Origin of the sequence: Shinella zoogloeoides (genome assembly GCF_020883495.1) — a bacterium.
GTDB classification, from domain to species: Bacteria; Pseudomonadota; Alphaproteobacteria; order Rhizobiales; family Rhizobiaceae; genus Shinella; species Shinella zoogloeoides.
This window is the reverse complement of the sequence record NZ_CP086610.1, coordinates 1,260,054-1,281,658: the sequence shown is the minus strand read 5'-3', so window position 1 is coordinate 1,281,658 and position 21,605 is coordinate 1,260,054. Positions and strand designations below refer to the sequence as shown.

19 protein-coding genes are annotated in these 21,605 nt (G+C 63.9%); 10 read left to right on the top strand and 9 right to left on the bottom strand.

What is annotated here, in order from left to right:
* The first annotated feature begins 1 nt into the window (after position 1).
* From rnr to rpmG, 5 genes are all read left to right on the top strand, one after another.
* Positions 2–2,353, top strand: coding sequence for a ribonuclease R (gene rnr, locus K8M09_RS06395; protein WP_160784735.1), 2,352 nt, complete (start codon positions 2–4; stop codon positions 2,351–2,353).
* 138 nt (positions 2,354–2,491) lie between these two features.
* Positions 2,492–2,962, top strand: coding sequence for a DUF983 domain-containing protein (locus tag K8M09_RS06390; protein WP_160784736.1), 471 nt, complete (start codon positions 2,492–2,494; stop codon positions 2,960–2,962).
* Positions 2,959–3,621: an NUDIX hydrolase gene (locus K8M09_RS06385; RefSeq protein WP_170299400.1), complete on the top strand. Its 663-nt coding sequence runs from the start codon at positions 2,959–2,961 to the stop codon at positions 3,619–3,621. The genes K8M09_RS06390 and K8M09_RS06385 overlap by 4 nt, the downstream gene beginning before the upstream one ends.
* 13 nt (positions 3,622–3,634) lie before the next feature.
* Complete coding sequence (locus K8M09_RS06380) at positions 3,635–4,819, top strand: MFS transporter (protein ID WP_160784737.1); 1,185 nt, start codon at positions 3,635–3,637, stop codon at positions 4,817–4,819.
* A 93-nt stretch (positions 4,820–4,912) separates the two neighbouring features.
* Positions 4,913–5,080, top strand: a complete 168-nt coding sequence (rpmG, locus tag K8M09_RS06375) for a 50S ribosomal protein L33 (RefSeq protein ID WP_023512792.1) — start codon at positions 4,913–4,915, stop codon at positions 5,078–5,080.
* Between the two features lie 701 nt (positions 5,081–5,781).
* Here the strand turns inward: rpmG and K8M09_RS06370 are convergent.
* Complete coding sequence (locus K8M09_RS06370; protein WP_160784738.1) at positions 5,782–7,149, bottom strand: PleD family two-component system response regulator; 1,368 nt, start codon at positions 7,147–7,149, stop codon at positions 5,782–5,784.
* A 7-nt stretch (positions 7,150–7,156) separates the two neighbouring features.
* A complete protein-coding gene (locus tag K8M09_RS06365) occupies positions 7,157–7,528 on the bottom strand; it encodes a response regulator (protein WP_003547430.1) in 372 nt (123 codons plus the stop codon).
* A 141-nt stretch (positions 7,529–7,669) separates the two neighbouring features.
* Between K8M09_RS06365 and K8M09_RS06360 the strand changes: the two genes are divergently transcribed.
* The 3 genes from K8M09_RS06360 to K8M09_RS06350 all read left to right on the top strand — a co-directional run bounded on the left by K8M09_RS06360 (position 7,670) and on the right by K8M09_RS06350 (position 10,854).
* Positions 7,670–7,969, top strand: a complete 300-nt coding sequence (locus K8M09_RS06360; RefSeq protein ID WP_160784739.1) for a DUF3572 domain-containing protein — start codon at positions 7,670–7,672, stop codon at positions 7,967–7,969.
* A 99-nt stretch (positions 7,970–8,068) separates the two neighbouring features.
* On the top strand, positions 8,069–9,415 hold the full coding sequence (locus K8M09_RS06355; protein ID WP_160784740.1) for a DNA polymerase IV: 1,347 nt from the start codon (positions 8,069–8,071) through the stop codon (positions 9,413–9,415).
* 131 nt (positions 9,416–9,546) lie between these two features.
* The gene (locus K8M09_RS06350; RefSeq protein ID WP_160784741.1) at positions 9,547–10,854 is read left to right on the top strand and encodes a L,D-transpeptidase family protein; all 1,308 of its coding nucleotides are present in this window, start codon (positions 9,547–9,549) and stop codon (positions 10,852–10,854) included.
* A 12-nt stretch (positions 10,855–10,866) separates the two neighbouring features.
* Here the strand turns inward: K8M09_RS06350 and K8M09_RS06345 are convergent, their stop codons facing one another.
* Complete coding sequence (locus tag K8M09_RS06345; protein WP_160784742.1) at positions 10,867–11,763, bottom strand: DMT family transporter; 897 nt, start codon at positions 11,761–11,763, stop codon at positions 10,867–10,869.
* A gap of 102 nt (positions 11,764–11,865) precedes the next feature.
* On the opposite strand from K8M09_RS06345, the gene K8M09_RS06340 reads away from it, so the two are divergent.
* Positions 11,866–12,711, top strand: a complete 846-nt coding sequence (locus K8M09_RS06340) for a LysR substrate-binding domain-containing protein (RefSeq protein WP_229342318.1) — start codon at positions 11,866–11,868, stop codon at positions 12,709–12,711.
* Positions 12,712–12,786: 75 nt separating this feature from the next.
* On the opposite strand, the gene dnaE is transcribed toward K8M09_RS06340, so the two are convergent.
* Positions 12,787–16,287, bottom strand: a complete 3,501-nt coding sequence (dnaE, locus tag K8M09_RS06335) for a DNA polymerase III subunit alpha (RefSeq protein WP_160784744.1) — start codon at positions 16,285–16,287, stop codon at positions 12,787–12,789.
* Between the two features lie 347 nt (positions 16,288–16,634).
* Between dnaE and K8M09_RS06330 the strand changes: the two genes are divergently transcribed.
* The gene (locus K8M09_RS06330; protein WP_160784745.1) at positions 16,635–17,213 is read left to right on the top strand and encodes an FG-GAP repeat protein; all 579 of its coding nucleotides are present in this window, start codon (positions 16,635–16,637) and stop codon (positions 17,211–17,213) included.
* A gap of 21 nt (positions 17,214–17,234) precedes the next feature.
* On the opposite strand, the gene K8M09_RS06325 is transcribed toward K8M09_RS06330, so the two are convergent.
* The 5 genes from K8M09_RS06325 to K8M09_RS06305 form a co-directional block, all read right to left on the bottom strand.
* A complete protein-coding gene (locus K8M09_RS06325; protein ID WP_160784746.1) occupies positions 17,235–17,921 on the bottom strand; it encodes an ABC transporter ATP-binding protein in 687 nt (228 codons plus the stop codon).
* Positions 17,922–17,931: 10 nt separating this feature from the next.
* Positions 17,932–19,236 (bottom strand): lipoprotein-releasing ABC transporter permease subunit, encoded by a 1,305-nt coding sequence (locus K8M09_RS06320; protein ID WP_160784747.1) that lies wholly within the window; start codon positions 19,234–19,236, stop codon positions 17,932–17,934.
* Between the two features lie 28 nt (positions 19,237–19,264).
* Positions 19,265–20,593 (bottom strand): proline--tRNA ligase, encoded by a 1,329-nt coding sequence (gene proS, locus K8M09_RS06315; RefSeq protein WP_160784748.1) that lies wholly within the window; start codon positions 20,591–20,593, stop codon positions 19,265–19,267.
* Positions 20,594–20,804: 211 nt separating this feature from the next.
* A complete protein-coding gene (locus K8M09_RS06310) occupies positions 20,805–21,062 on the bottom strand; it encodes a hypothetical protein (protein ID WP_160784749.1) in 258 nt (85 codons plus the stop codon).
* 236 nt (positions 21,063–21,298) lie between these two features.
* On the bottom strand, positions 21,299–21,568 hold the full coding sequence (locus K8M09_RS06305) for a DUF1467 family protein (RefSeq protein WP_160784750.1): 270 nt from the start codon (positions 21,566–21,568) through the stop codon (positions 21,299–21,301).
* Positions 21,569–21,605: the final 37 nt, after the last annotated feature.

Below are 21,605 nucleotides of genomic sequence, written 5' to 3'. Positions count from 1 at the left end.
CATGACGAAGGAACCACGCAGCCGGGCAGGACACGAAAAGCGGCCCGGCCGCGCGGGCCGTGACCTGCCGCCTGCCGACGACACCCCGATCATCCACGGCGTCATCCCGCCGCGCGACGTGCTGCTGCGCTTCATTTCCGAGCACCCGGAACAGGCCTCCAAGCGCGAGATCGCCAAGGCCTTCGGCCTGAAGGGCGAGGCGCGCGTGGAGCTGAAGGCGCTGCTTAAATCCTTCGAGGAAGACGGGCTTCTGGAAAAGCGCCGCAAGTCGCTGGTGCGGCCCGGCGCGCTTCCCCCCGTCACCGTTCTCGACATCACCACCCGCGACGTCGACGGCGAACTGATCGGCCGTCCGGCGGAATGGCTCGACGATGCGGGCGTCGCCCCCGCCGTACTCATCCGCCAGTCGAGCGGCCCGCGCAAGGACAAGGCCCCCGTGGCCGGCCTCGGCGACCGGGTGCTCGCAAAGATCTTCCCGGCGAAGGAACGCGGCGGACCGGCCTATACGGGCCGCGTCATCAAGGTTCTCGACAAGAAGAAGAATTCCGGCATGGGCGTCTTCCGCTCCACGGCGGGCGGCAATGGGCGCATCATGCCCATCGACCGTCGCGGCGAGGAGATGGAGGTCGATGCCGAGTTCACGGCGGACGCCAAGGACGGCGACCTCGTGGAGATCGATGTCGTGCGCATGGGCCGCTACGGCCTGCCGCGCGCGCAGATCAAGGCCGTGGTCGGCTCGGTCGCCTCGGAAAAGGCGATCTCGATGATCGCCATCCACGCCCATGGCATTCCCTATATCTTCCCCGATGCGGTCATCCGCGAGGCGGAGGCCGCCGGCCCCGCCACCATGTCGCATCGCGAGGACTGGCGCAGCCTGCCGCTCATCACCATCGACCCGGCCGACGCCAAGGACCATGACGACGCGGTCTATGCCGAACCGGATACCTCGCCCGACAATCCGGGCGGCGTGATCGTCACCGTCGCCATCGCCGATGTCAGCTATTATGTGCGCCCGAAATCCGCGCTCGCCCGCGAGGCGCTGAAGCGCGGCAACTCGGTCTATTTCCCGGACCGCGTGGTGCCCATGCTGCCGGAGCGCATCTCCAACGATCTCTGCTCGCTGAAGGAAGGCGTCGACCGCCCGGCTCTTGCCGTGCGCATGGTCTTCTCCCATGAGGGCCGCAAGGCGAGCCACACCTTCCATCGCATCATGATGAAGAGCGCGGCCAAGCTCTCCTACCAGCAGGCGCAGGCGGCCATCGACGGCGCGCCGGACGACAAGACCGGCCCGATCCTCGAGACGATCCTGAAGCCACTCTGGCAGGCCTACCGCATCATGACGGTCGGCCGAAACCGCCGCCAGCCGCTCGAACTCGACATGCCCGAGCGCAAGATCCTGCTGAAGCCGGACGGCACCGTGGACCGGGTCTTCGTGCCGCCGCGGCTCGATGCGCACAAGCTCATCGAGGAGATGATGATCCAGGCCAACGTCGCGGCCGCCGAGACGCTGGAGAAGAAGAAACAGGCCCTCGTCTACCGCATCCACGACGCGCCCTCGCTTGCCAAGCAGGAGGTGCTGCGCGAGTTCCTGCAGACACTCGACATCTCGCTCGTCAAGGGCGGCAGCATGCGCTCCAACCACTTCAACGGGGTCCTCGCCAAAGCCAAGGACAAGCCGTTCGAGCAGATGGTCAGCGAAATGGTGCTGCGCTCGCAGAGCCAGGCGATCTACAGCCCGGAGAATATCGGCCATTTCGGCCTGAACCTCATGAAATACGCCCACTTCACCTCGCCGATCCGCCGCTATGCGGACCTGATCGTGCATCGGGCGCTGGTGGGTTCGCTCGGGCTTGGCGAAGGCGGCATCACGCCGGACGAGGAAGCGGTGCTCGACGATATCGCCGCCGAAATCTCCACCTTCGAGCGCCGCGCCATGGCGGCCGAGCGCGACACGGTGGACCGGCTCATCGCCCATCACCTTGCCGGGCGCATCGGCGAGGAATTCGACGGCCGCGTCTCCGGCGTCACCAAGGCGGGACTTTTTGTCACCCTGCCGGAATATGGCGCGGACGGTTTCGTGCCTATATCCCTGCTCGGACGCGACTATTATATCTATGACGAGGCCCATCAGGCGCTTTCGGGCGAGAAGACCGGGCTTGGCTACCGCCTCGGCGACGAGGTGCGCGTGAAACTCGCTGAAGCGGTGCCGCTTGCCGGCTCGCTGCGGTTCGACATGATCAGCGAAGGACGCCAGATGCCGACGGCGGTGCGCTCGTTCCACAAGTCGGGCCGGCGCAGGAACGGCGCGCCGAAGCGCCAGCCGGGCACGCGCCCGCCCCGCGGGAGACGCTAGAACAAATCCGATGAACTCCAGTTCACCGGATTTACTCTGGCCCCTTGTTGTTGCCGCATTATCCGACGCCGAAGCGATGCCGCTTCGGCTGGAAATGCTCTAGGCCGACGCCGGTGGACCGGCAGGAAGGACATGGACATGCAGGCGAATGAGACGACCGGCGGCACGATGCATTTCGGCGGCGCGCCCGACGCCCCCTCCCGGGAACGCCCCGTCGGACGCTCCATCAAGCGCGGGCTTCTCAGCCGCTGCCCGGCCTGCGGCACCGGCCGCCTCTTCCGCGCCTATGTCAAGCCGGTGGATCATTGCGCGGCCTGCGGCGAGGACTATACCCACCAGCGCGCCGACGACCTGCCGCCCTATCTCGTCATCACCATCGTCGGCCACATCGTCGTTGGCGGCTATATGGGGACGGACCTCATCTGGCCGCTGACCACCTGGCAGCATCTCGCCATCTGGATACCGCTCACGCTCATCCTGTCCCTGCTTCTGCTGCAACCCGTCAAGGGCGGCGCGATCGGCCTGCAATGGGCGTTGAAGATGCACGGCTTCGGCGACACGCCCGAGGAGACGGAAGAGCCGGCCGCCTATGGCGACCGGCAGGCATGACCGCCATCCGCCCCGTCGATGCGGCCTCGATCCTGCTCCTCGACCGGTCGGGGAGCGGCATGCGCGTGCTCATGGGCCGGCGCAGCAGCAGGCATGTCTTCATGCCAAACGTCTACGTCTTCCCGGGTGGCCGCCGCGATGCGGAGGACCGCCGCATTCCGGTCGCCAATCCGCTCAATCCGCATGCCCGCGAACGGCTGGCGCTGAAGACCGGCACGCGCTGTCCCGATTCGCGGCTGCGCGCGCTCGGTGTCGCGGCGCTGCGCGAACTTTATGAGGAAGCGGGCATCGCCGTGGGCGCGCCGCTCCTCGATTCGGCCGAATCCGTGCTGCCCTTCCGGCCCGATCTCTCGCGCCTGCGCTTCCTTGCCCGGGCCATCACGCCCGCCGGCATGGTCCGCCGCTTCGATACGCGCTTCTTTACGCTTTTTGCCGACGAGGCCGGCATCGACCCGACGGGCGCGGCCGCCAGCCATGAGCTGGAAGACCTGCGCTGGGTGGATATTTTTGATCCCGCGGGCATCGAGATGCCCGACATAACCGTATTGATCCTTGAAGAGCTTCAAAAAAGCCTTCAGGAAGACAAGTCTCTCCCCTTCGGAAGGGCCGCGCCGCTGTACCACACCCAGCGCGGGCGCTTTCTACGGGACCTTCTTTGAGGATCGACAGCATATGACGCAGCCGCAATCGGGAACCTCCGGCCCGGTGGAGCATATTCACTGGCGGTCACTCATTGCAGCCATCGCCGCCATTTCCGCCGTCGGCATCGCCATGGGCCTCGGCCTCCCGCTGTTGTCCCTCATCATGGAAAAGCGCGGCATCTCCTCCACGCTCATCGGCATCAATTCCGCCATGGCGGGGGTCGCCGCCATGATCGCCGCGCCCTTCACCACGCGCCTCGCCCATGAATGGGGCACCTCGACCACCATGATCTGCGCCGTCCTGATGGCAGCAGTCAGCGGCCTCGGCTTCTACTATATCGAGAATTTCTGGCTCTGGTTCCCGCTCCGCCTCGTCTTCCACGGCGCGACGACGATGCTCTTCATCCTCTCCGAATTCTGGATCAACGCCGCCGCGCCGCCGAGCCGGCGCGGGCTGGTGCTCGGCATCTATGCAACCGTGCTGGCGCTCGGCTTCGCCACCGGCCCCCTGCTCTTCTCGCTGATCGGCAGCGAGGGCGTGCTGCCCTTCACGGTGGGCGCGGTCATCATCCTGCTCGCCGCGCTGCCCATCTTCTTCGCCCGCGGCGAAAGCCCGATCATCGACGAGAAGCCCGAGCTGCATTTCATGCGCTACATCCTGCTCGTGCCGACGGCGACGGCCGCCGTCTTCATCTTCGGCGCGGTCCAGGTGGGCGGGCTTTCCTTCCTGCCGATCTATGCCACCCGCGCCGGCTTCTCCGAAGCGCAGGCGGCGCTGCTGCTCACCGTCATGAGCGTCGGCAGCATGGCGTTCCAGATCCCGCTCGGCCTGCTCTCCGACCGCATGCGCGACCGCAGGAGCCTGCTCACCATCATGGCGGCCATCGGCCTCGCCGGCTCCCTCTCCCTGCCGCTCATCTCGTATAACTGGCTGCTGATGGCGGGCGTGCTGCTGGTGTGGGGCGGATGCGTGGCGGGCCTCTATACGGTCGGCCTCAGCCACCTCGGCTCGCGACTCGTCGGCGCGGACCTCGCAGCCGCCAATGCCGCCTTCATCTTCTGCTATGCGGTCGGCACCGTGGTCGGCCCGCAGGTCATCGGCGCGGCCATGGATGTCTCCGGCAATGACGGTTTTGCCTGGGCCATCGTCGCCTTCTTCGGCTTTTACCTCGTACTTTCTCTCGGGCGGATGGTTTTCCGGCCGAAACGGGGTTGACTTTTCGGGCGCGATTTGTAGTTTCCCCCCAGATTTAAGCCGTGGAGCAGACTGGTTGTCCGCGGCTTCGTTTTTCATAAAGGCAGGACGACCATGGCCAAGGCTACCACCATCAAGATCAAGCTGCTGTCGACGGCCGACACCGGTTTCTTCTACGTAACCACGAAGAACAGCCGTACGATGACGGACAAGATGACCAAGACGAAGTACGATCCGGTCGTCAAGAAGCACGTCGAATTCAAGGAAACCAAGATCAAGTAATCTTGGGGGCCTTATAGGTTCGCAAAGGCGCTGGACGGAAACGTCCGGCGCCTTTTCTTTTGCAGCGTTCCCGGCAGCCCTCCTCACCGGATTGCAACCGCCCGAATCAAAAACGCCGCCCCCAGATCGGGAGCGGCGTTGAATTGGGGGTCGGTCAGGCATGACGACGGCACGAGGATTCCGTTTTTGTCATGGCTGACCGACCGACCCCACGACCCAGGAGATGCGGCGGACCTAGCATCATGGGGTAACCGGTTGTGCGGCCTTATCTGCCGCCCACAAATTGAGCATCGCGCGAAAAAGAAAAAAAATCAACGAATTCTTAATATTCGGACAACGCGTCCTTGTCTCATAGTTAACCGCCGAAGTTGCAACTGTCTCATCGGGCGGCATTTCCGTTATGGAAAACAACAATACGGCGCGCTCTTTCCGGCAACCATGACGCTAGAGCCTCACAACCTCCATGAAGGTCCCGGAAGCCACACGGCCAGATTGCACAAAAGCAAGCCCTTGATAAGGCTCATCAAAAATAAATCATGCGATTTATTGCCGAAATCCGCCGCAGCGCCTGTATGCAGTCGCGCCGCGCCGCCGGTTAGCCTTGCGCAGGTCTGCGCGATAAGTGCCTGAAATTGCAGACGAGTGCGCAATGCCCCTTCGAGGCCTGTGGACAAACAGGGATCGGATGCCGCCAGAGCCGCTCAGGCGGCGGCGGCAACGACCCGGTTGCGGCCCGAGCGCTTGGCCTCGTAGAGCGCGGCATCGGCGCGCTTCAGCAACGCCTCCGGGCTGTCGCCTTCGGGCAGGACCGAGGCAATGCCGAGCGAGGCGGTAATCGGCAGGAAGGCATCCGTACCGGGAATACGGAACGGCTCACGCTCGACGATGGACCGCAGGCGCTCGGCAACGCCCGCCGCCATCTCGGCGGAGGTATCGGGCATCACCAGCACGAATTCCTCTCCGCCATAACGGCAGGCGAGGTCCGCGCCGCGCACGGTGGAGCGGACGCGGTTGGCGAACTCCCGCAGCACGGCATCGCCGGCGTCGTGGCCATAGGTATCGTTGACGAGCTTGAAGCGGTCGATATCCGTGATGCAAACCGACATCGGCCGGCCCCGCGCCGTCGCCCGGTCGATCAGAAGCTTCAGGTGGCTGTCCAGATAGCGGCGATTGTGCAGGCCCGTCAGGCCATCGGTGACGGCAAGTTCGATCGTCTGGCGCACGCTCGAGCGGAGCCGGTCGTTGCAGCGCTTGCGGCGGATCTGGGTGAGGCTGCGGGCGATCAGTTCGTTCGGATCGACCGGCCGCATCAGATAGTCCGTAACGCCGAGATCGAGCGCGCGCACGACCACGTCGTCGTCGCCCTGCTCGGCGATCAGCAGGATGGGCAGGAAGCGCGTGCGCTCCAGCGAACGAAGCTGCGAGCAGAGCCGCAGCGGATCGTAGTCGTCGAAATTCGCATTGACGATGACAAGCTCGTAATTGCTCTCGGCCGCCTGGAACAGCGCCGCCTGCGGATCGGACATGCAGGTGACGTCGGCAATCGGCTTCAGCGCCCGGGCGATACGCTCCTGCGAACTGGCGCGGCCGTCGACGAGCAGGATATCGCCCGGCTCGCTGCCGAGATCGGTCTCCAGCCCCTCCTCCATCGAGATGGCCCGCGCGGTCATCGCGCGCATGCGCAGCTCGTCCGTCAGCGTCTTCAGGCGCACCAGGCTCTTGACCCGCGACATGAGCTGCAGGTCGTTGACGGGCTTGGTGAGGAAATCGTCGGCGCCGGCCTTGAGGCCGCGCACGCGGTCGGACGGCTGGTCGAGCGCCGTGACCATGACGACGGGAATATGGGCGGTGCGCGGATTGGCCTTCAGCCGCTCGCAGACCTCGAAACCGTCGATGCCCGGCATCATGATGTCGAGCAGGATGAGATCGACCTGGGTGCGCTCGCAGATCGACAGCGCGTCATAGCCGTTGGCGGCCGTCAGCACGTCGAAATATTCGGCCAGCAGCCGCGCTTCGAGGAGTTTTACATTGGCCGGAACGTCGTCGACGACGAGAATGCGTGCTGTCATATCCGCCTCATGCGTCGCCGAGATAGGTTTTGATCGTCTCTATGAACTTCGGAACGGAGATCGGCTTGGAGACATAGGCCTCGCAGCCACCCTGCCGGATTCGCTCCTCGTCTCCCTTCATGGCGAAGGCCGTCACGGCGATCACGGGGATGACGTGAAGCTCGTCGTCCTCCTTCAGCCACTTGGTCACCTCGAGGCCGGAGACCTCGGGAAGCTGGATGTCCATGAGAATGAGGTCGGGGCGGTGTTTGCGCGCAAGATCAAGGGCTTCCATGCCATTCCGGGTCTGGATGGTCGTATAGCCGGATGCCTCGATGAGGTCCCGGAAGAGCTTCATGTTCAGCTCGTTGTCCTCGACAATCATGACCTGCTTGGGCATCGTGCGTCCCTGTTCCTCTGACCGGCCTTGCAACCTGCCTGGAGATGGATAAGTTGCGGCAAAGCCGAAATCACCCAGCCCGACCGCAGCCACTTTAGCGCCGCTTGGTTGATTAAAAGGTAAATTTCCCGAGGGAAAACGATGAAAAGCCAAAAAGATACAACCGCGGCGCAGGACGCGCAGGCAATCGCTGTCGCCATCCTCGGCTGGCTTGCCGGCGAGCCGGAGCTTCTAACGCGTTTCCTCGCACTGACCGGCGTCATGCCGGCCGAAGTCCGCAACGCCGTGAACGATCCCGGCTTCCTCGCCGGCCTCATCGATTTCCTGATGAGCCACGAGCCGACGCTGCTCGCCTTCAGCGACGCCACGGGCATCAAGCCGGAGGCGGTCGTCCATGCCCATGCGGTCCTTTCCGGGCCGAATGAGGGAGGCGACTTCTGAACGGCAGGCCTGTGTACGGTCATGCATTCGGCCCCGGCGACTATTGAGACTCGCGAATTTAAGCCTTAATGTCGCGATGTTCAATATTTGTTCCGCACCATGAGCACCGCCGACACACGTTTTCCGGGCTTCTGCCGAGACTGTCTTTCCGGGCAGCCTGCCGGATTGCGCCGATGCCGCGCCTGCGGCAGCCCTCGCCTGCTCTACCATGACGAACTCTATCGCCTGACGCTCGCCCATATCGACTGCGACGCCTTCTACGCGGCCATCGAGAAACGCGACGACCCGACCCTTGCCGACAAGCCGGTGATCATCGGCGGCGGCAAACGCGGCGTCGTCTCCACCGCCTGCTATGTCGCGCGCATTCATGGCGTGCGCTCGGCCATGCCGATGTTCAAGGCGCTGGAGGCCTGCCCGAACGCCGTCGTCATCAAGCCGAATATGGAAAAATACGTCGCGGTGGGGCGGCAGGTGCGCACGATGATGCAGGACCTGACGCCGCTGGTGCAGCCGCTCTCCATCGACGAGGCCTTCCTGGAGCTGAAGGGCACGGAACGCCTGCACCACGATCCCCCTGCCCGCGTGCTGGCGCGCTTCGTGCAGCGGGTGGAGAAGGAGGTGGGCATCACCATCTCCGTCGGCCTTTCCTACTGCAAGTTCCTCGCCAAGGTCGCCTCCGACCTCAACAAGCCGCGCGGCTTTTCCATCATCGGCGAAGCCGAGGCGCTGGACTTCCTGCGCGAAAAGCCGGTGCGGCTCATCTGGGGCGTCGGCAAGGCCTTTGCCGAGGCGCTGGAGCGCGACGGCATCCGCACCGTCGGCCAGCTCCAGACCATGGAGGAAACCGACCTGATGCGCCGCTACGGCATCATGGGCAAGCGGCTCTTCAACCTTTCGCGCGGGCAAGACGACCGCGAGGTGCATGCGAACGATCCGGCGAAAAGCGTCTCGGCCGAGACCACCTTCTTCGACGATATTTCCAGCCATGACGAACTGGTCGCGCATCTGCGCCGGCTGAGCGAGAAGGTGGCCGTGCGCCTGCGCAAATCCGGCATTGCCGGCCACACCGTCGTTCTCAAGCTAAAGACCGCCGACTTCAAGGGCCGCACGCGCAACCGCAAGCTCGAAGACCCGACCATGCTGGCCGACAAGATCTTCCGCATCGGCATGGAGCTGCTGCGCAAGGAAACGGACGGCACGAAATTCCGGCTGATCGGCATCGGCGTCACCGACCTGACCGATCCCGGCCGCGCCGACCCGCCCGATCTGGTCGATCCCGCCGCCACGCGCCGCGCCGCGGCGGAGGCCGCGATGAACACGCTGCGCGACAAGTTCGGCAAGGCCACCGTGGAGACCGGCTATACATTCGGCAAATCCGGCCCCGAGCGTTTTCACGGAAAATTGACCGTCAAGACCTCCGGAAAAATCGGCGATCCCGGCGAATAAATCCCGGCGAGGCAGCGTTCTTGACTGCATCGGGACGGCACGAATCGGGGGATCGCCTCAGTGCATCAAGCCTTCCTTAAGCGAGATGCACTAGCCTCCCAGCCGGTTTGTATTGCGTACGGATGGGTAACATGAAGTTTCGCCTCGCCACTGGCATGAGCATGTTGGGCCTGATGCTGAGTTGCGCCACCGCACTCGGCGGAACGCTCGAAGGTCCGCTCCAGATCATGGTGTCGAAGGACCTGCAGGAATTGAAGATCTACGATGGCGGCGTGGTGGTCGCCACTTCGCGCGTCTCCACCGGCAAGGCCGGCCATTCGACGCCGACCGGCATCTTCTCCATCCTCGAAAAGAAGCGCACGCATTTCTCCAATATCTATGACAGCGCGCCGATGCCCTTCATGCAACGGCTCACCTGGTCGGGCATCGCGCTGCACGCCTCCAATAGCGTGCCCTCCTATCCCGCCTCACACGGCTGCGTGCGCCTGCCGAACGATTTCGCAAAGACGCTCTTCTCCGTCACCCGCCGCGGCGGCCATGTGCTGATCACCGACCGCGAGGCCGCGCCGCAGCGCATCGTACATGAGGCGCTGTTCAAGCCCTCCATCGTGGTGCCGGATACCCCGCTTCTCGCCGATGCCGGCCTGCGCCCGACGCTGATCGAAACCGGCGGCAAGAGCGTCGAGGTGGCGATGACCGAGCCGAAGCCGGAGGTCCTGCCACCCGCCGTGCAGAAGACCGAGCAGGACCCGATCCGCATCCTCATCACCCGGCGCGGCGACCGCGAGATGATGATCGACCTGCAGACGCTGCTATCCTCGCTCGGTTACGATGCCGGCGTGCCGGACGGCCGCCACGGCAAGCAGACCGTGATCGCCATCCGCGCCTTCCAGCTTGCCGAGGGCCTGAAGGAGGACGGCATGGTGACGCCCGAACTTCTCGCCGCCGTCTATGCCAAGGCCGGCAAGGGCACGCCGCCGAACGGCCAGATCCTCGTTCGCCAGAAGTTCGCGCCGCTGATCGAAGAGCCGATCACCATCCGCAACCCGGACATCGCGCTCGGCACCCACTTCCTGCTCGCCCGCGAGGTCGATGCCGACAAGGGCAAGGCCGAGTGGTACGGCGTCAGCATGGATAACCAGCTTTCGCCCGCGACCCTGAAGCGCCTCGGCATCACCACCGAGGCCGACGCCAGCGCGCCGGATGCCCTGACGAAGACGCTCGACCGCCTGGATATCCCGCAGGACATGCGCAGCCGCATTTCCGGACTGATGGGCGAAGGCGCGTCGCTCTCCATCTCCGACACGGGCCTCGGCCCGGAAACCGGCGACGGCACGGACTTCATCACCGTGACCCGCAAGGTGCAGAAGGCGGACGCCTCCGTCGTGCAGGGCAAGAAGAAGAAAAAGAAGAAGTCCTCGATCACGGTCGTGAACTGAGCCGACCGGCATTCAGACTGGCGCGGTCCTGCCGACAGGAAAGCGCCATCCAAGCCGCACACCGAGCGTTCCGAGAGCGATCAGCACCATGCCGAGCGCCTGCGCGATCCCGAGCGGATGGCCATAGACGATCCAGTCGATGAGAATGGCAACGAGCGGATAGATGAAGGTCAGCACGCCGATAACCGGCGTCGACAGCTTCGGATAGGCTGAATACATCAGCACATAGGCAATGCCCGTGTGCAGGATGCCGATGCCGAGAAGCCATCCCCATGACGCCGCGGGAACGGACTGGAACAGATCGGCGAACGGTGCAAGCAGGATTGTGCCGACAATCGTCTGGCACAAGGCCGTCACCTCCGGGCGCTGCTGCCCAAGGCCCTTCGCAAGAATGGTCGCGATCGCATAAAGCAGCGCGGCGGCGAGCGTCAGCGCAATCCCGATCACCCAGGTCGTGTCGACCGCGCCGGAGGAAACGACGAGGCCGCTTGCGAGAACGACGCCGATGAATGCACCGACCATCCAGACGATCTGGTCGAATGTGATGCGCTCCTTGAGGAACAGCACGCCGATCAGGACCACGAAGAAGGGTTGAATGTGATAGACGATCGTCGTCGTGGCGATCGAGGTCATCGCGAAGCCGGCAAAGAACGCGATCCAGCTCAGGACCATGCAGACGCCGCCGAGTGCGGCGAGCGCCAGCCGGGCCGGCGAGAGGTTCCTGTCCGGCAGATAGCCGCGTATCAGGCACCACGCACCGAGAAAGACGGTGCCGAAGGCGCATCGCCAGAAAACCGTCGTCACCGGGTCAAGCCCGGCCTCAACCGCGAAGGCTCCGACCGTGCCGACGATCATCATCGCTGCCACGAGTTTTGCGGCGGGGAGACGAGTGTTGTGTGCTCTTTCCATGCTGGCCTCTCAAAGCGGGTCGAGAGATTTATTGCCGCCAGACGAAACTCAATCAAACGAATAGATTTGGAGACTCCTATTCGTTATGCTGATAGCGCTATGATGAACCCCTTGGATATCGATCTGCTGCGAACCTTTGTTGCCGTTATCGAAACGGGCAGCTTCTCCAATGCCGCGCCCCGGATCGGACGCAGCCAGTCGGCCGTCAGCATGCAGATGCAGCGGCTGGAGCAGGCCGTCGGCAAGCAACTGCTGATCCGCGGCCCGAAGGCCGTCACCCCCAATGCGGCCGGCTCGGACTTTCTGGTCCATGCCCGACGGCTCCTGAAACTGTCGGACGAGGCATGGGCGAGCGTCACGCGGCCGGAAGAAAGCGGCAGCGTGCGCCTCGGCGTTCCCGACGACTACGCGGCCTTCCTGCTGCCGCCGGCACTGGCCCAGTTTGCGGCGGAGCATCCGCGGGTCACCGTCGAACTGGTGTGTGAACCCTCGACCGCATTGACGAAGGCAATCGAAGACGGTCGCATCGACCTGGCCATCGTCACCCGTCTGGCGGAACAACCTGTCGAGGTCCTGAGGCGAGAGCCTTTCGTCTGGGTCGCCTCTCCTTCCCACATTGCCTGGGACAACGACCCGCTGCCTGTCGCGCTCTTCGAGCCCGGCTGCACCGCGCGCATCAATGTCCTGAAAGCCCTTGCCGAGGGAGACCGCGCCTACCGCTGCACCTATTCCAGCGCGAGCCTGCTGGGTCTCGTCGCTGTCGTGCAGGCAGGCCTTGCCATCGCGGGCCTCGCCCTGTGCAGCGTGCCGCCGTCTTTGCGCATCATCGGAGCCAACGAGGGGCTGCCGCGTCTGGACGCGCTGGAAATCAGCATCCTGCGAAACCCGCGATCGGCCAGCCCGGCCGTGGAACGCCTGAACGACTTTCTTCGCCGCGCCCTGTCCTAAGAGCCGGCAGCGCGTCTACGGCAATGCCACCAAATCCGACTTCAGTCCCCAGCGCTCAAGACACCGGGGCGCTCCTCACACAAGCTCCACATCCAGCACACCCGGCGTCGAGCGCATGGCGGCTGCGATTTCGGGGGAGATGCGGAAGCGTTCCGTCAACTCCACCTCGATCTCGCGCTGGCCGCTGTCCTTGATGACGATGAAGGAAACGAGGCCGTCGCCCTTGGTGTTGAGATGGGCGGCGATGGAGCGGAGCGGGCCCGAGTCGCGGACATAGACGCGCAGCGCCTTCTGGGTGTGAAGCGATTCCTCCTCCAGCGAGCGCAGCGTCTGGATGCGAAGGCCGATGCCTTCCGGGCGCTCTTCCGCCTGCACGGTCATGACAAGCGATTTGCCGGGCTCCAACAGGTCGCGGTACTGGTTCAGCATTTCGGAGAACAGCACCGCCTCGAACTGGCCGGAGGAATCGGAGAAGGCGACGATGCCCATCTTGTTGCCGGTGCGCGTCTTGCGCTCCTGCTTCGATGTCACCGTGCCGGCAAGGCGGCCGGCGGTCGCGCCGCGCTTCACCGCCGCAGCAAAATCGCCGAACGTCTGCACGCGCATCTTGGCGAGGATCGGCGCATAGGTGTCGAGCGGGTGGGCCGAAAGATAGAAGCCGAGCACCTGGAATTCGCGGTGCAGCTTTTCCGAGGCGAGCCAGGGCGTGTAGGAGGGCAACGTGATGACCTCCGGCCCCGTCGCCGCGCCCATGCCGAAAATGTCGCCCTGCCCGCTCGTCTTGTTCTCCTGCGCGCGCTGGGCGGCGCCGAGCAGACGGTCGAGGCCGGCGATCATGGCGGCGCGGTCATGGCCGAAGCAATCGAAGGCGCCGGCGACGATGAGGCTTTCGAAGACGCGGCGGTTGACGAATTTCGGATCGATACGCACGCAGAAATCTTCGAGGCTCTTGAAGGGCGCATCGCCGCGCACCTGCACGATATGCTGCACGGCGGCCTCGCCCACGCCCTTGATGGCGGCGAGCGCATAGTAGATGCGGCTCTCGCCCGTCTCGAAATGGGCAAAGGACGTCTGCACCGACGGCGGGATGACCTCGATGCCGAGACGGCCGGCATCCTGCCGGAAGTCGTTCAGCTTGTCCGTGTTGGACATATCGTAGGTCATCGACGCGGCGAGAAACTCGACCGGGTAATGCGCCTTCAGATAGGCCGTCTGGTAGGAAACGATGGCATAGGCGGCGGCGTGCGACTTGTTGAAGCCGTAGTTGGCGAACTTGGCGAGCAGGTCGAAGATCAGGTCGGATTGCGGCTTCGACACGCCGTTCTTGACCGCGCCGTCGACGAAGCGAGCGCGCTGCTTGTCCATTTCCTCCTTGATCTTCTTGCCCATGGCCCGGCGAAGAAGGTCGGCCTCGCCGAGCGAGTAGCCGGACAGGACCTGGGCGATCTGCATCACCTGTTCCTGGTAGACGATAACGCCCTGCGTTTCCTTCAGCAGATGGTCGATCATCGGGTGGATCGACTCGATCTCCTCCTCGCCGTGCTTGCGGGCGTTGTAGACCGGGATGTTTTCCATCGGGCCGGGGCGGTAGAGCGCCACCAGCGCGATGATGTCCTCGATGCAGTCGGGCCGCATGCCGATCAGCGCCTTGCGCATGCCCGCGCTTTCCACCTGGAACACGCCGACCGTCTCGCCGCGCGAGAGCATCTCGTAGGTAAGCTGGTCGTCGAGCGGCAGGCTTTCGAGATGGACCTCGATCTTGCGCTTGCGGATGAAATCCACCGCCGTCTTCAGCACCGTCAAGGTTTTCAGGCCAAGGAAGTCGAACTTCACCAGACCGGCCTGCTCCACCCATTTCATGTTGAACTGGGTGACCGGCATATCCGAGCGCGGATCGCGGTACATCGGCACGAGCTTGGAGAGCGGCCTGTCGCCGATCACGATGCCGGCGGCGTGCGTGGAAGCGTGGCGATAGAGGCCTTCGATCTTCTGGGCGATATCGAGCAGGCGCGCGACGACCGGCTCCTTCTCCGCCTCTTCCTGCAATTTCGGCTCTTCCTCGATGGCCTTGTAGAGCGGCGTCGGGTTGGCCGGATTGTTCGGTACGAGCTTGCAGATCTTGTCGACCTGGCCATAGGGCATTTCCAGCACGCGGCCGACGTCGCGCAGCGCGGCGCGCGCCTGCAGCGAACCGAAAGTGATGATCTGCGCCACCTGCTCGCGGCCGTATTTCTGCTGCACGTAGCGGATCACCTCTTCGCGGCGATCCTGGCAGAAGTCGATGTCGAAGTCGGGCATCGAAACGCGTTCCGGGTTGAGGAAGCGTTCGAAGAGCAGCGAGAAGCGCAACGGATCGACGTCGGTGATGGTGAGCGCATAGGCGACGAGCGACCCCGCACCCGAACCGCGGCCCGGCCCGACGGGAATATTGTGCTGCTTGGCCCATTTGATGAAGTCGGCAACGATAAGAAAGTAGCCGGGGAACTTCATGCGCTCGATGACGGAAAGCTCGAAATCCAGCCGCTCGCGGTAATCCTGCTCGCTATAGCCCGGCGTCAGCCCGAGCAGCGCCATGCGGCTTTCAAGCCCCTCGACGGACTGCCGTCGCAATTCCGCCGCCTCCGCGCGCTCGGCTTCCTCCGCGTCGTCCGTCGCGCCGGTGAAGCGCGGCAGGATGGGGCCGCGTGTCTTCAGGACGAAGGAGCAGCGTCGCGCGATCTCCACCGTATTCTCCAGCGCCTCCGGCAGATCGGCGAAGAGCTTCGCCATGTCCTTGCGGCTCTTGAGATAGTGGTCCGGCGACAGGCGGAAACGGTTGTCGTCCGAGACCATGGCATTGTGCGCCACCGCCATCAGGGCATCGTGGGCGTCGTAATCGTCCGGCGCAGGGAAGAACGGCTCGTTGGTCGCGACCAGCGGCACGTCCTCGGCATAGGCAAGCTCGACCATGCGCCGCTCATGCTGCCGGTCATAGCGGCCGTGGCGCTGCAACTCGATATAGAGCCGGTCGCCAAAAACGCGCTTCAGCGCCTCCAGCCGTGCCTTGCCAACGGCAGGCTGGCCGGCAAGGAAGGCCATGTCGACCGGGCCGCCAAGCGCGCCCGTCAGCGCGATCAGCCCTTCCGCCCCCTCTTCCACCAGCCAGCTATAGGCTATGCGGATCGATTGCCCGCTCTCGCCGCCGAGATAGGCGCGGCTGACGAGATCGACGAGACGTGTATAGCCCGCATCGCTGGCGGCGAGGAGAACGATGGACGGCAGCTTGGCAAGCTGCGCCTGCGGCCCGCGCCGCTCGCCGCCCTCGCCCTCGTCTTCCATGTCGATCGAAAGCTGGCAGCCGATCAGCGGCTGGATGCCGTCGCCGACCGCTTTCTGCGAGAATTCGAGCGCCGCGAACAGGTTGTTCGTATCGGTGATGGCGATGGCCGGCTGCTGGTCGGATATGGCCTTGCCAATGATCTTCTTGATCGGCAACGCGCCCTCGAGCAGAGAGAAGGCCGAATGCACGCGCAGATGCACGAATTCCGGCGCTTCCGCGATCATACCGCCCTCTGCCGTCTGCGCTGCGTCCGCCATCTCATCTTCCTTCCGATCAAGACGGAAAGCTTAAACGGATTCGGACCCGGCTCGTCCAGAGGGCTTTGCCCGTTGCACCCGCTTTCCACGCGCGGGATGCATTGCGGGCACATAATTGTTCAGTGAGACGTTACATCCCGAAGAGGATGACGGAGAAGCTGGCGACGAACATCAGCATGGAGGTGAATGCTGCAAGATCACGAAGAAAATCGGTCATTGTGGCTCCCTTTCCTTTTATGTTTTCATTTTGTTCTATTATTGTTCCAATGTCAACAGCTTTCCACAGCCCCTCTGGACCGGCGCGTATTGCCGCAATAAGGTCGCCCCGATCAAATGGAGGACACAATATGAAGCCCTGGATTGCCGCCCTTCTGCTTTCGGCCGCGCTGCCCGCGATGGCGGCTGCCGACGACTTTCCGGCCGACCGGATCATCGCCATGGCGAGCGGCGACTGGAACAAGGACGGCACGCCGGATCTTGCCGTGGTGGCGACGCCGGGCGACGGCAGCGATGAGGACAACGGGGTCTATGTCTATCTCGCCAAGCCGGAAGAAAATCGCCTGACGCTGGCGCTTGCCGCGCCGAATGTCGCCTGGGGCAATCTCACCATGTACGGGCAGGAACCGGAATTGGCGGCGCTCGCCAACGGCTCCTTCACGATCACCACCAAGAACGACGCGGTGGGCCGCGACCGCTGGCGGCAATCGCTGACCGTCGCCTATCGCAATTTCGATTTTATCGTCGCGGGCTACACCTATTCGTCCTACGACACGCTCGACCCGAATGGCGGAAGCGAATGCGACCTCAACGTGCTCACCGGCAAGGGCAAGACGCACAGAGGCCCTGTCGCCGGCAAGGCGCAGTTCGTGCTGCTCAAGGACTGGAAGGACGGGATCGGCCGCTCGATCTGCGGGCTCGACGAGTGACCGGACGAAGCGCGCGCAGACTCAGGCGAGTTCGCGCACGAGGCCATCCTCGATGGTCACGCGGCGGTCCATGAGACCGGCAAGCTCGTGGTTGTGCGTGGCGATGAGCGAGGCAAGGCCCGACTGGCGGGCGAGCGCTTCCAGCGCCTCAAAGACGTAGCCGGCGGTTTCCGGGTCGAGGTTGCCAGTCGGCTCGTCGGCCAGCAGCACCAGCGGCGCATTGGCGACGGCGCGGGCGATGGCGACGCGCTGCTGCTCGCCGCCGGAAAGCTCCGACGGGCGGTGATCGGCGCGGTGGCCGATGCGCATATAGTCGAGCAACTGGGCGGCGCGCTCGCGCGCCTCGCCCTTGGAGAGGCCGCCGATAAGCTGCGGCATCATGATGTTCTCCAGCGCGGTGAATTCCGGCAGGAGATGGTGGAACTGGTAGACGAAGCCGATCTCGCTGCGGCGGATCGCCGTGCGCTGGTCGTCGGAAAGATCGGCGCAGGAATGACCGTTGACGAGAACCTCGCCGCTATCGGGCTTCTCGAGCAGGCCCGCGACATGCAGCAGCGTCGACTTGCCGGTGCCCGAGGGCGCGACGAGCGCAACGGTCTCGCCGCTTTTCAGGACGAAATCGGCTCCCTTGAGGATCGACAGCACGGTCTCGCCCTGGCCGTAGTGCCGTTCGATGCCCTTCAGTTCCAAAGCGACGCGCGCAGCCATGCGTTCTTTCCTATTCGTACCGGAGGGCCTGGACGGGGTCGAGCTTGGAGGCGCGCCAGGCGGGGAAGATCGTCGCGAGGAACGACAGCGCCAGCGCCATGACGACGACCGAGACCGTCTCGCCGAAATTCATGTCGGCCGGAAGCTGGCTGAGGAAGTAGAGTTCCGGGTTGAACAGCGTCGTGCCGGAAATCCACGAGAAGAACTGGCGGATCGATTCGACATTGAGGCAGACGAGAACGCCGAGCAACACGCCCGCGAAGGTGCCGACCGTGCCGATGGCCGCGCCTGTCATGAAGAAGATGCGCATGATCGCGCCCGATGTCGCGCCCATGGTGCGCAGGATCGCGATGTCGCTGCCCTTGTCCTTTACCAGCATGATGAGGCCGGAAATGATGTTGAGCGCGGCGACGAGCACGATGAGCGTCAGGATCATGAACATGACGTTGCGCTCGACCTGGAGGGCCGAGAAGAAGGTCTGGTTTCGCTGGCGCCAGTCGGTGATGAAAATCTGCCGCTCGGCAGCCGCCTCGATGGGCTGGCGCAGATCGTCGACGGCGTCCGGATGGGAGACGAACAGCTCGATCGACTGCACGACGCCTTCGGAGTTGAAGTAGAGCTGCGCTTCCTCAAGCGGCATGTAGATGATCGAGGCGTCGTATTCCGACATGCCGATCTCGAAGATGGCGGAGACCGTATAGGTCTTCACGCGCGGGTTCACGCCGAGCGGCGTGACATCGCCTTCCGGCGCGACGAGCGTGATCTGACCGCCGGCGCTGAGGCCGAGGGCTTCGGCCATGCGCGAGCCGATGGCGACGCCGCCGGTGGCAAAGCCGACGAGATCGCCTTCCTTGATGTGATCGGAAACGGCCTTCATCTTGGCGAGGTCGTCGGCGCGGATGCCGCGCACCAGCGCGCCGGAACCGCCGCCGACCGTGCCCTGCGCCAGCGTCTGGCCCTCGACGAGCGGGATCGCCATGGTGACGCCCGGGACCGCCGAAAGGCGCTCGGCGAGCTTGGCGTAGTCGTTCAGCGGCGTATCGATCGGCTGGACGATCATGTGGCCGTTGATGCCGAGGATGCGCGAGATCAGCTCCGTGCGGAAGCCGTTCATGACGGCCATGACGATGATGAGGGTCGCGACCCCCAGCATGATGCCGATGAAGGAGAAGCCGGCGATGACGGAGATGAAGGCTTCCTTGCGCCGCGAGCGCAGGTAGCGCCAGGCGACCATCCGCTCGAAGGCGGAAAACGGGCGGCTTTTCTTGAAGGCCTGAGCCTCGGTTGCAGATGCACCGCTCGCTGCGTCAGCCATGATTCCTCCCGTTACCGCCGGCTTTTCATCAGTTGCCGGACGTCAGGCGGTTGATGGCCGCCTCGATGGTCAGCGTCTCGCGTTCGCCGGTCTTGCGATCCTTGATCTCGACCTCGCCGCTCGCCACGCCGCGCGGGCCGGCGATGACCTGCACCGGCGCGCCGATGAGGTCGGCGGTGGCGAACTTGGCGCCCGCGCGCTCGTCCTTGTCGTCGTAGAGCACGTCGACGCCGGCATTCAGCAGCGCGCCGTAGATCTTTTCGCAGGCCGCGTCGCAGGCTTCGTCGCCCGACTTCATGTTGATGACGATGGCTTCGAACGGTGCGACGGCCTTCGGCCAGATGATGCCGTTCTCGTCATGCGAGGCTTCGATGATCGCCGGAACGAGGCGCGTCGGGCCGATGCCGTAGGAGCCCATATGCACGGTATGCTCCTTGCCGTCGGGTCCCTGAACCTTGGCGCCCATGGCTTCGGAATATTTCGTGCCGAAATAGAAGATGTGGCCGACCTCGATGCCGCGGGCCGACAGGCGCTCGCCTTCCGGGATCGCCTCGAAGGCCGGGGCGTCGTGCATTTCTGAGGTCGCGGCGTAGCGCGAGGTCCACTTGTCGAAGATCGCGCGCAGGCCCGCGACGTCCTCGAAATTGGTATCCACGCCGGGAATGTCGAAGTTCAGGAAGTCCTTGTGGCAGAAGACTTCCGACTCGCCCGTATCGGCAAGGATGATGAATTCGTGGCTGAGATCGCCACCGATCGGGCCGGTGTCGGCGCGCATCGGGATGGCGCGCAGGCCCATGCGCGAGAAGGTGCGCAGATAGGCCGCGAACATGCGGTTATAGGCATGCACGGCGCCTTCGCGGTTCAGGTCGAAGGAATAGGCGTCCTTCATCAGGAACTCGCGCGAGCGCATGGTGCCGAAGCGCGGGCGGATCTCGTCGCGGAACTTGAGCTGGATATGGTAGAGGTTGAGCGGCAGGTCCTTGTAGGACTTCACGAACGAACGGAAGACGTCCGTGATCATCTCCTCGTTGGTCGGGCCGTAGAGCATCGGACGCTCCTGGCGGTCCTTGATGCGCAGCATTTCCTTGCCATAGGCGTCGTAGCGGCCGCTTTCCTGCCAGAGTTCGGCGGACTGCAGCGTCGGCATCAGAAGCTCGACGGCGCCGGAACGGTTCTGCTCCTCGCGGATGATCGCGTTCACCTTGTCGAGCACGCGCTTGCCGAGCGGCAGCCAGGTATAGATGCCCTGGGACTGCTGCTTGACCATGCCCGCACGCAGCATGAGCCGGTGCGAGACGATCTCGGCTTCCTTGGGGTTTTCCTTGAGGATGGGCAGGAAGAATCGGGAAAGACGCATATCGGGTTCCGGAGTGACTGATCCGCCCTATTTCGGGAATCGGGCAAAATGACGTTGATTTTCACGCGTTCATAAACGCTTCGCCGGAGGAAGGAAACCCGGCAGGCCCAGTGGGCGTCACGGTGGGAAGCACTGTCCACCGCTCTTGGGCGGTTTCGCCGAAGACGGCGGAAAAACAGGGCCGCCAATAACGAAAATTGCGCATTGGTTGTCAATCGAAAAACTTTATTCCACTGTAGCAAAAATGCAAAAAAAGCGGATGACAACGCCCAAGCTTTGGGCTAGTTTCAGGCCACAAAACAGGCAGGAAGTACAAATTCCAGCCAATTTCGCGGTCAAGTCTTGGGAGGATCAGACCTTTGGCGCGCGCAGACGCTGCCACCGCACAACGGATAAAGATCACGCGATACCTGTAAAACAAGGCTTTTGGCCTTGTTTTTTTTTGCCTTTCGATCAGGCTCCCTTTCATTTAGCAATTCCGGCCACCGTGTCCATGCGGCAAGGTCGCGCAGTCCGGGTGACGTAGCGGCATGTTACCGAGCGCGGGGAACGGGACTTGGCGAAAAGGTCCGCCGGGAAGCGCCATATGGGCCTGCCGGAGGGGCGAACGCCGCCGAATGGGGATGGAAGACTTTTCCAGCGCAGCCCGAAGCTCCCGGAATGGATTACCCGGGGCGTCATAACGCCGTTAATCTTTGATGAGGACTACTTGAAGTCCGGCATGATCTGCGGGATCGCGTCAATGCCGAGGCCGAGACGCACCGACAGAATGTACCAGGCGCCATAAAGAAGCGCCGATACGATGGTCGTCAGCAACACCACGCGACCGCCGCGAAAACGCGCCGGCGCGCTCTCGACCGTACCGGGCACAACCTCCTCGGCCTCCGCCTGCGTCTTCAGCCCCAGGGGGAGAATCGCAAAGAGCGTCATCCACCAGACGATGAAATAGACGGCGAAGTAGGAAAAGAGCTGCATGGGTGGTCCTCGTGCGACAGCCGGCCTTTTACGCCGT

Coding starts and splice junctions, on each gene's coding strand:
- rnr (WP_160784735.1), top strand. CDS start 2: ATGACGAAGGAACCACGCAGCCGGGCAGGACACGAAAAGCGGCCCGGC.
- K8M09_RS06390 (WP_160784736.1), top strand. CDS start 2,492: ATGCAGGCGAATGAGACGACCGGCGGCACGATGCATTTCGGCGGCGCG.
- K8M09_RS06385 (WP_170299400.1), top strand. CDS start 2,959: ATGACCGCCATCCGCCCCGTCGATGCGGCCTCGATCCTGCTCCTCGAC.
- K8M09_RS06380 (WP_160784737.1), top strand. CDS start 3,635: ATGACGCAGCCGCAATCGGGAACCTCCGGCCCGGTGGAGCATATTCAC.
- rpmG (WP_023512792.1), top strand. CDS start 4,913: ATGGCCAAGGCTACCACCATCAAGATCAAGCTGCTGTCGACGGCCGAC.
- K8M09_RS06370 (WP_160784738.1), bottom strand. CDS start 7,149: ATGACAGCACGCATTCTCGTCGTCGACGACGTTCCGGCCAATGTAAAA.
- K8M09_RS06365 (WP_003547430.1), bottom strand. CDS start 7,528: ATGCCCAAGCAGGTCATGATTGTCGAGGACAACGAGCTGAACATGAAG.
- K8M09_RS06360 (WP_160784739.1), top strand. CDS start 7,670: ATGAAAAGCCAAAAAGATACAACCGCGGCGCAGGACGCGCAGGCAATC.
- K8M09_RS06355 (WP_160784740.1), top strand. CDS start 8,069: ATGAGCACCGCCGACACACGTTTTCCGGGCTTCTGCCGAGACTGTCTT.
- K8M09_RS06350 (WP_160784741.1), top strand. CDS start 9,547: ATGAAGTTTCGCCTCGCCACTGGCATGAGCATGTTGGGCCTGATGCTG.
- K8M09_RS06345 (WP_160784742.1), bottom strand. CDS start 11,763: ATGGAAAGAGCACACAACACTCGTCTCCCCGCCGCAAAACTCGTGGCA.
- K8M09_RS06340 (WP_229342318.1), top strand. CDS start 11,866: ATGAACCCCTTGGATATCGATCTGCTGCGAACCTTTGTTGCCGTTATC.
- dnaE (WP_160784744.1), bottom strand. CDS start 16,287: ATGGCGGACGCAGCGCAGACGGCAGAGGGCGGTATGATCGCGGAAGCG.
- K8M09_RS06330 (WP_160784745.1), top strand. CDS start 16,635: ATGAAGCCCTGGATTGCCGCCCTTCTGCTTTCGGCCGCGCTGCCCGCG.
- K8M09_RS06325 (WP_160784746.1), bottom strand. CDS start 17,921: ATGGCTGCGCGCGTCGCTTTGGAACTGAAGGGCATCGAACGGCACTAC.
- K8M09_RS06320 (WP_160784747.1), bottom strand. CDS start 19,236: ATGGCTGACGCAGCGAGCGGTGCATCTGCAACCGAGGCTCAGGCCTTC.
- proS (WP_160784748.1), bottom strand. CDS start 20,593: ATGCGTCTTTCCCGATTCTTCCTGCCCATCCTCAAGGAAAACCCCAAG.
- K8M09_RS06310 (WP_160784749.1), bottom strand. CDS start 21,062: ATGAAAGGGAGCCTGATCGAAAGGCAAAAAAAAACAAGGCCAAAAGCC.
- K8M09_RS06305 (WP_160784750.1), bottom strand. CDS start 21,568: ATGCAGCTCTTTTCCTACTTCGCCGTCTATTTCATCGTCTGGTGGATG.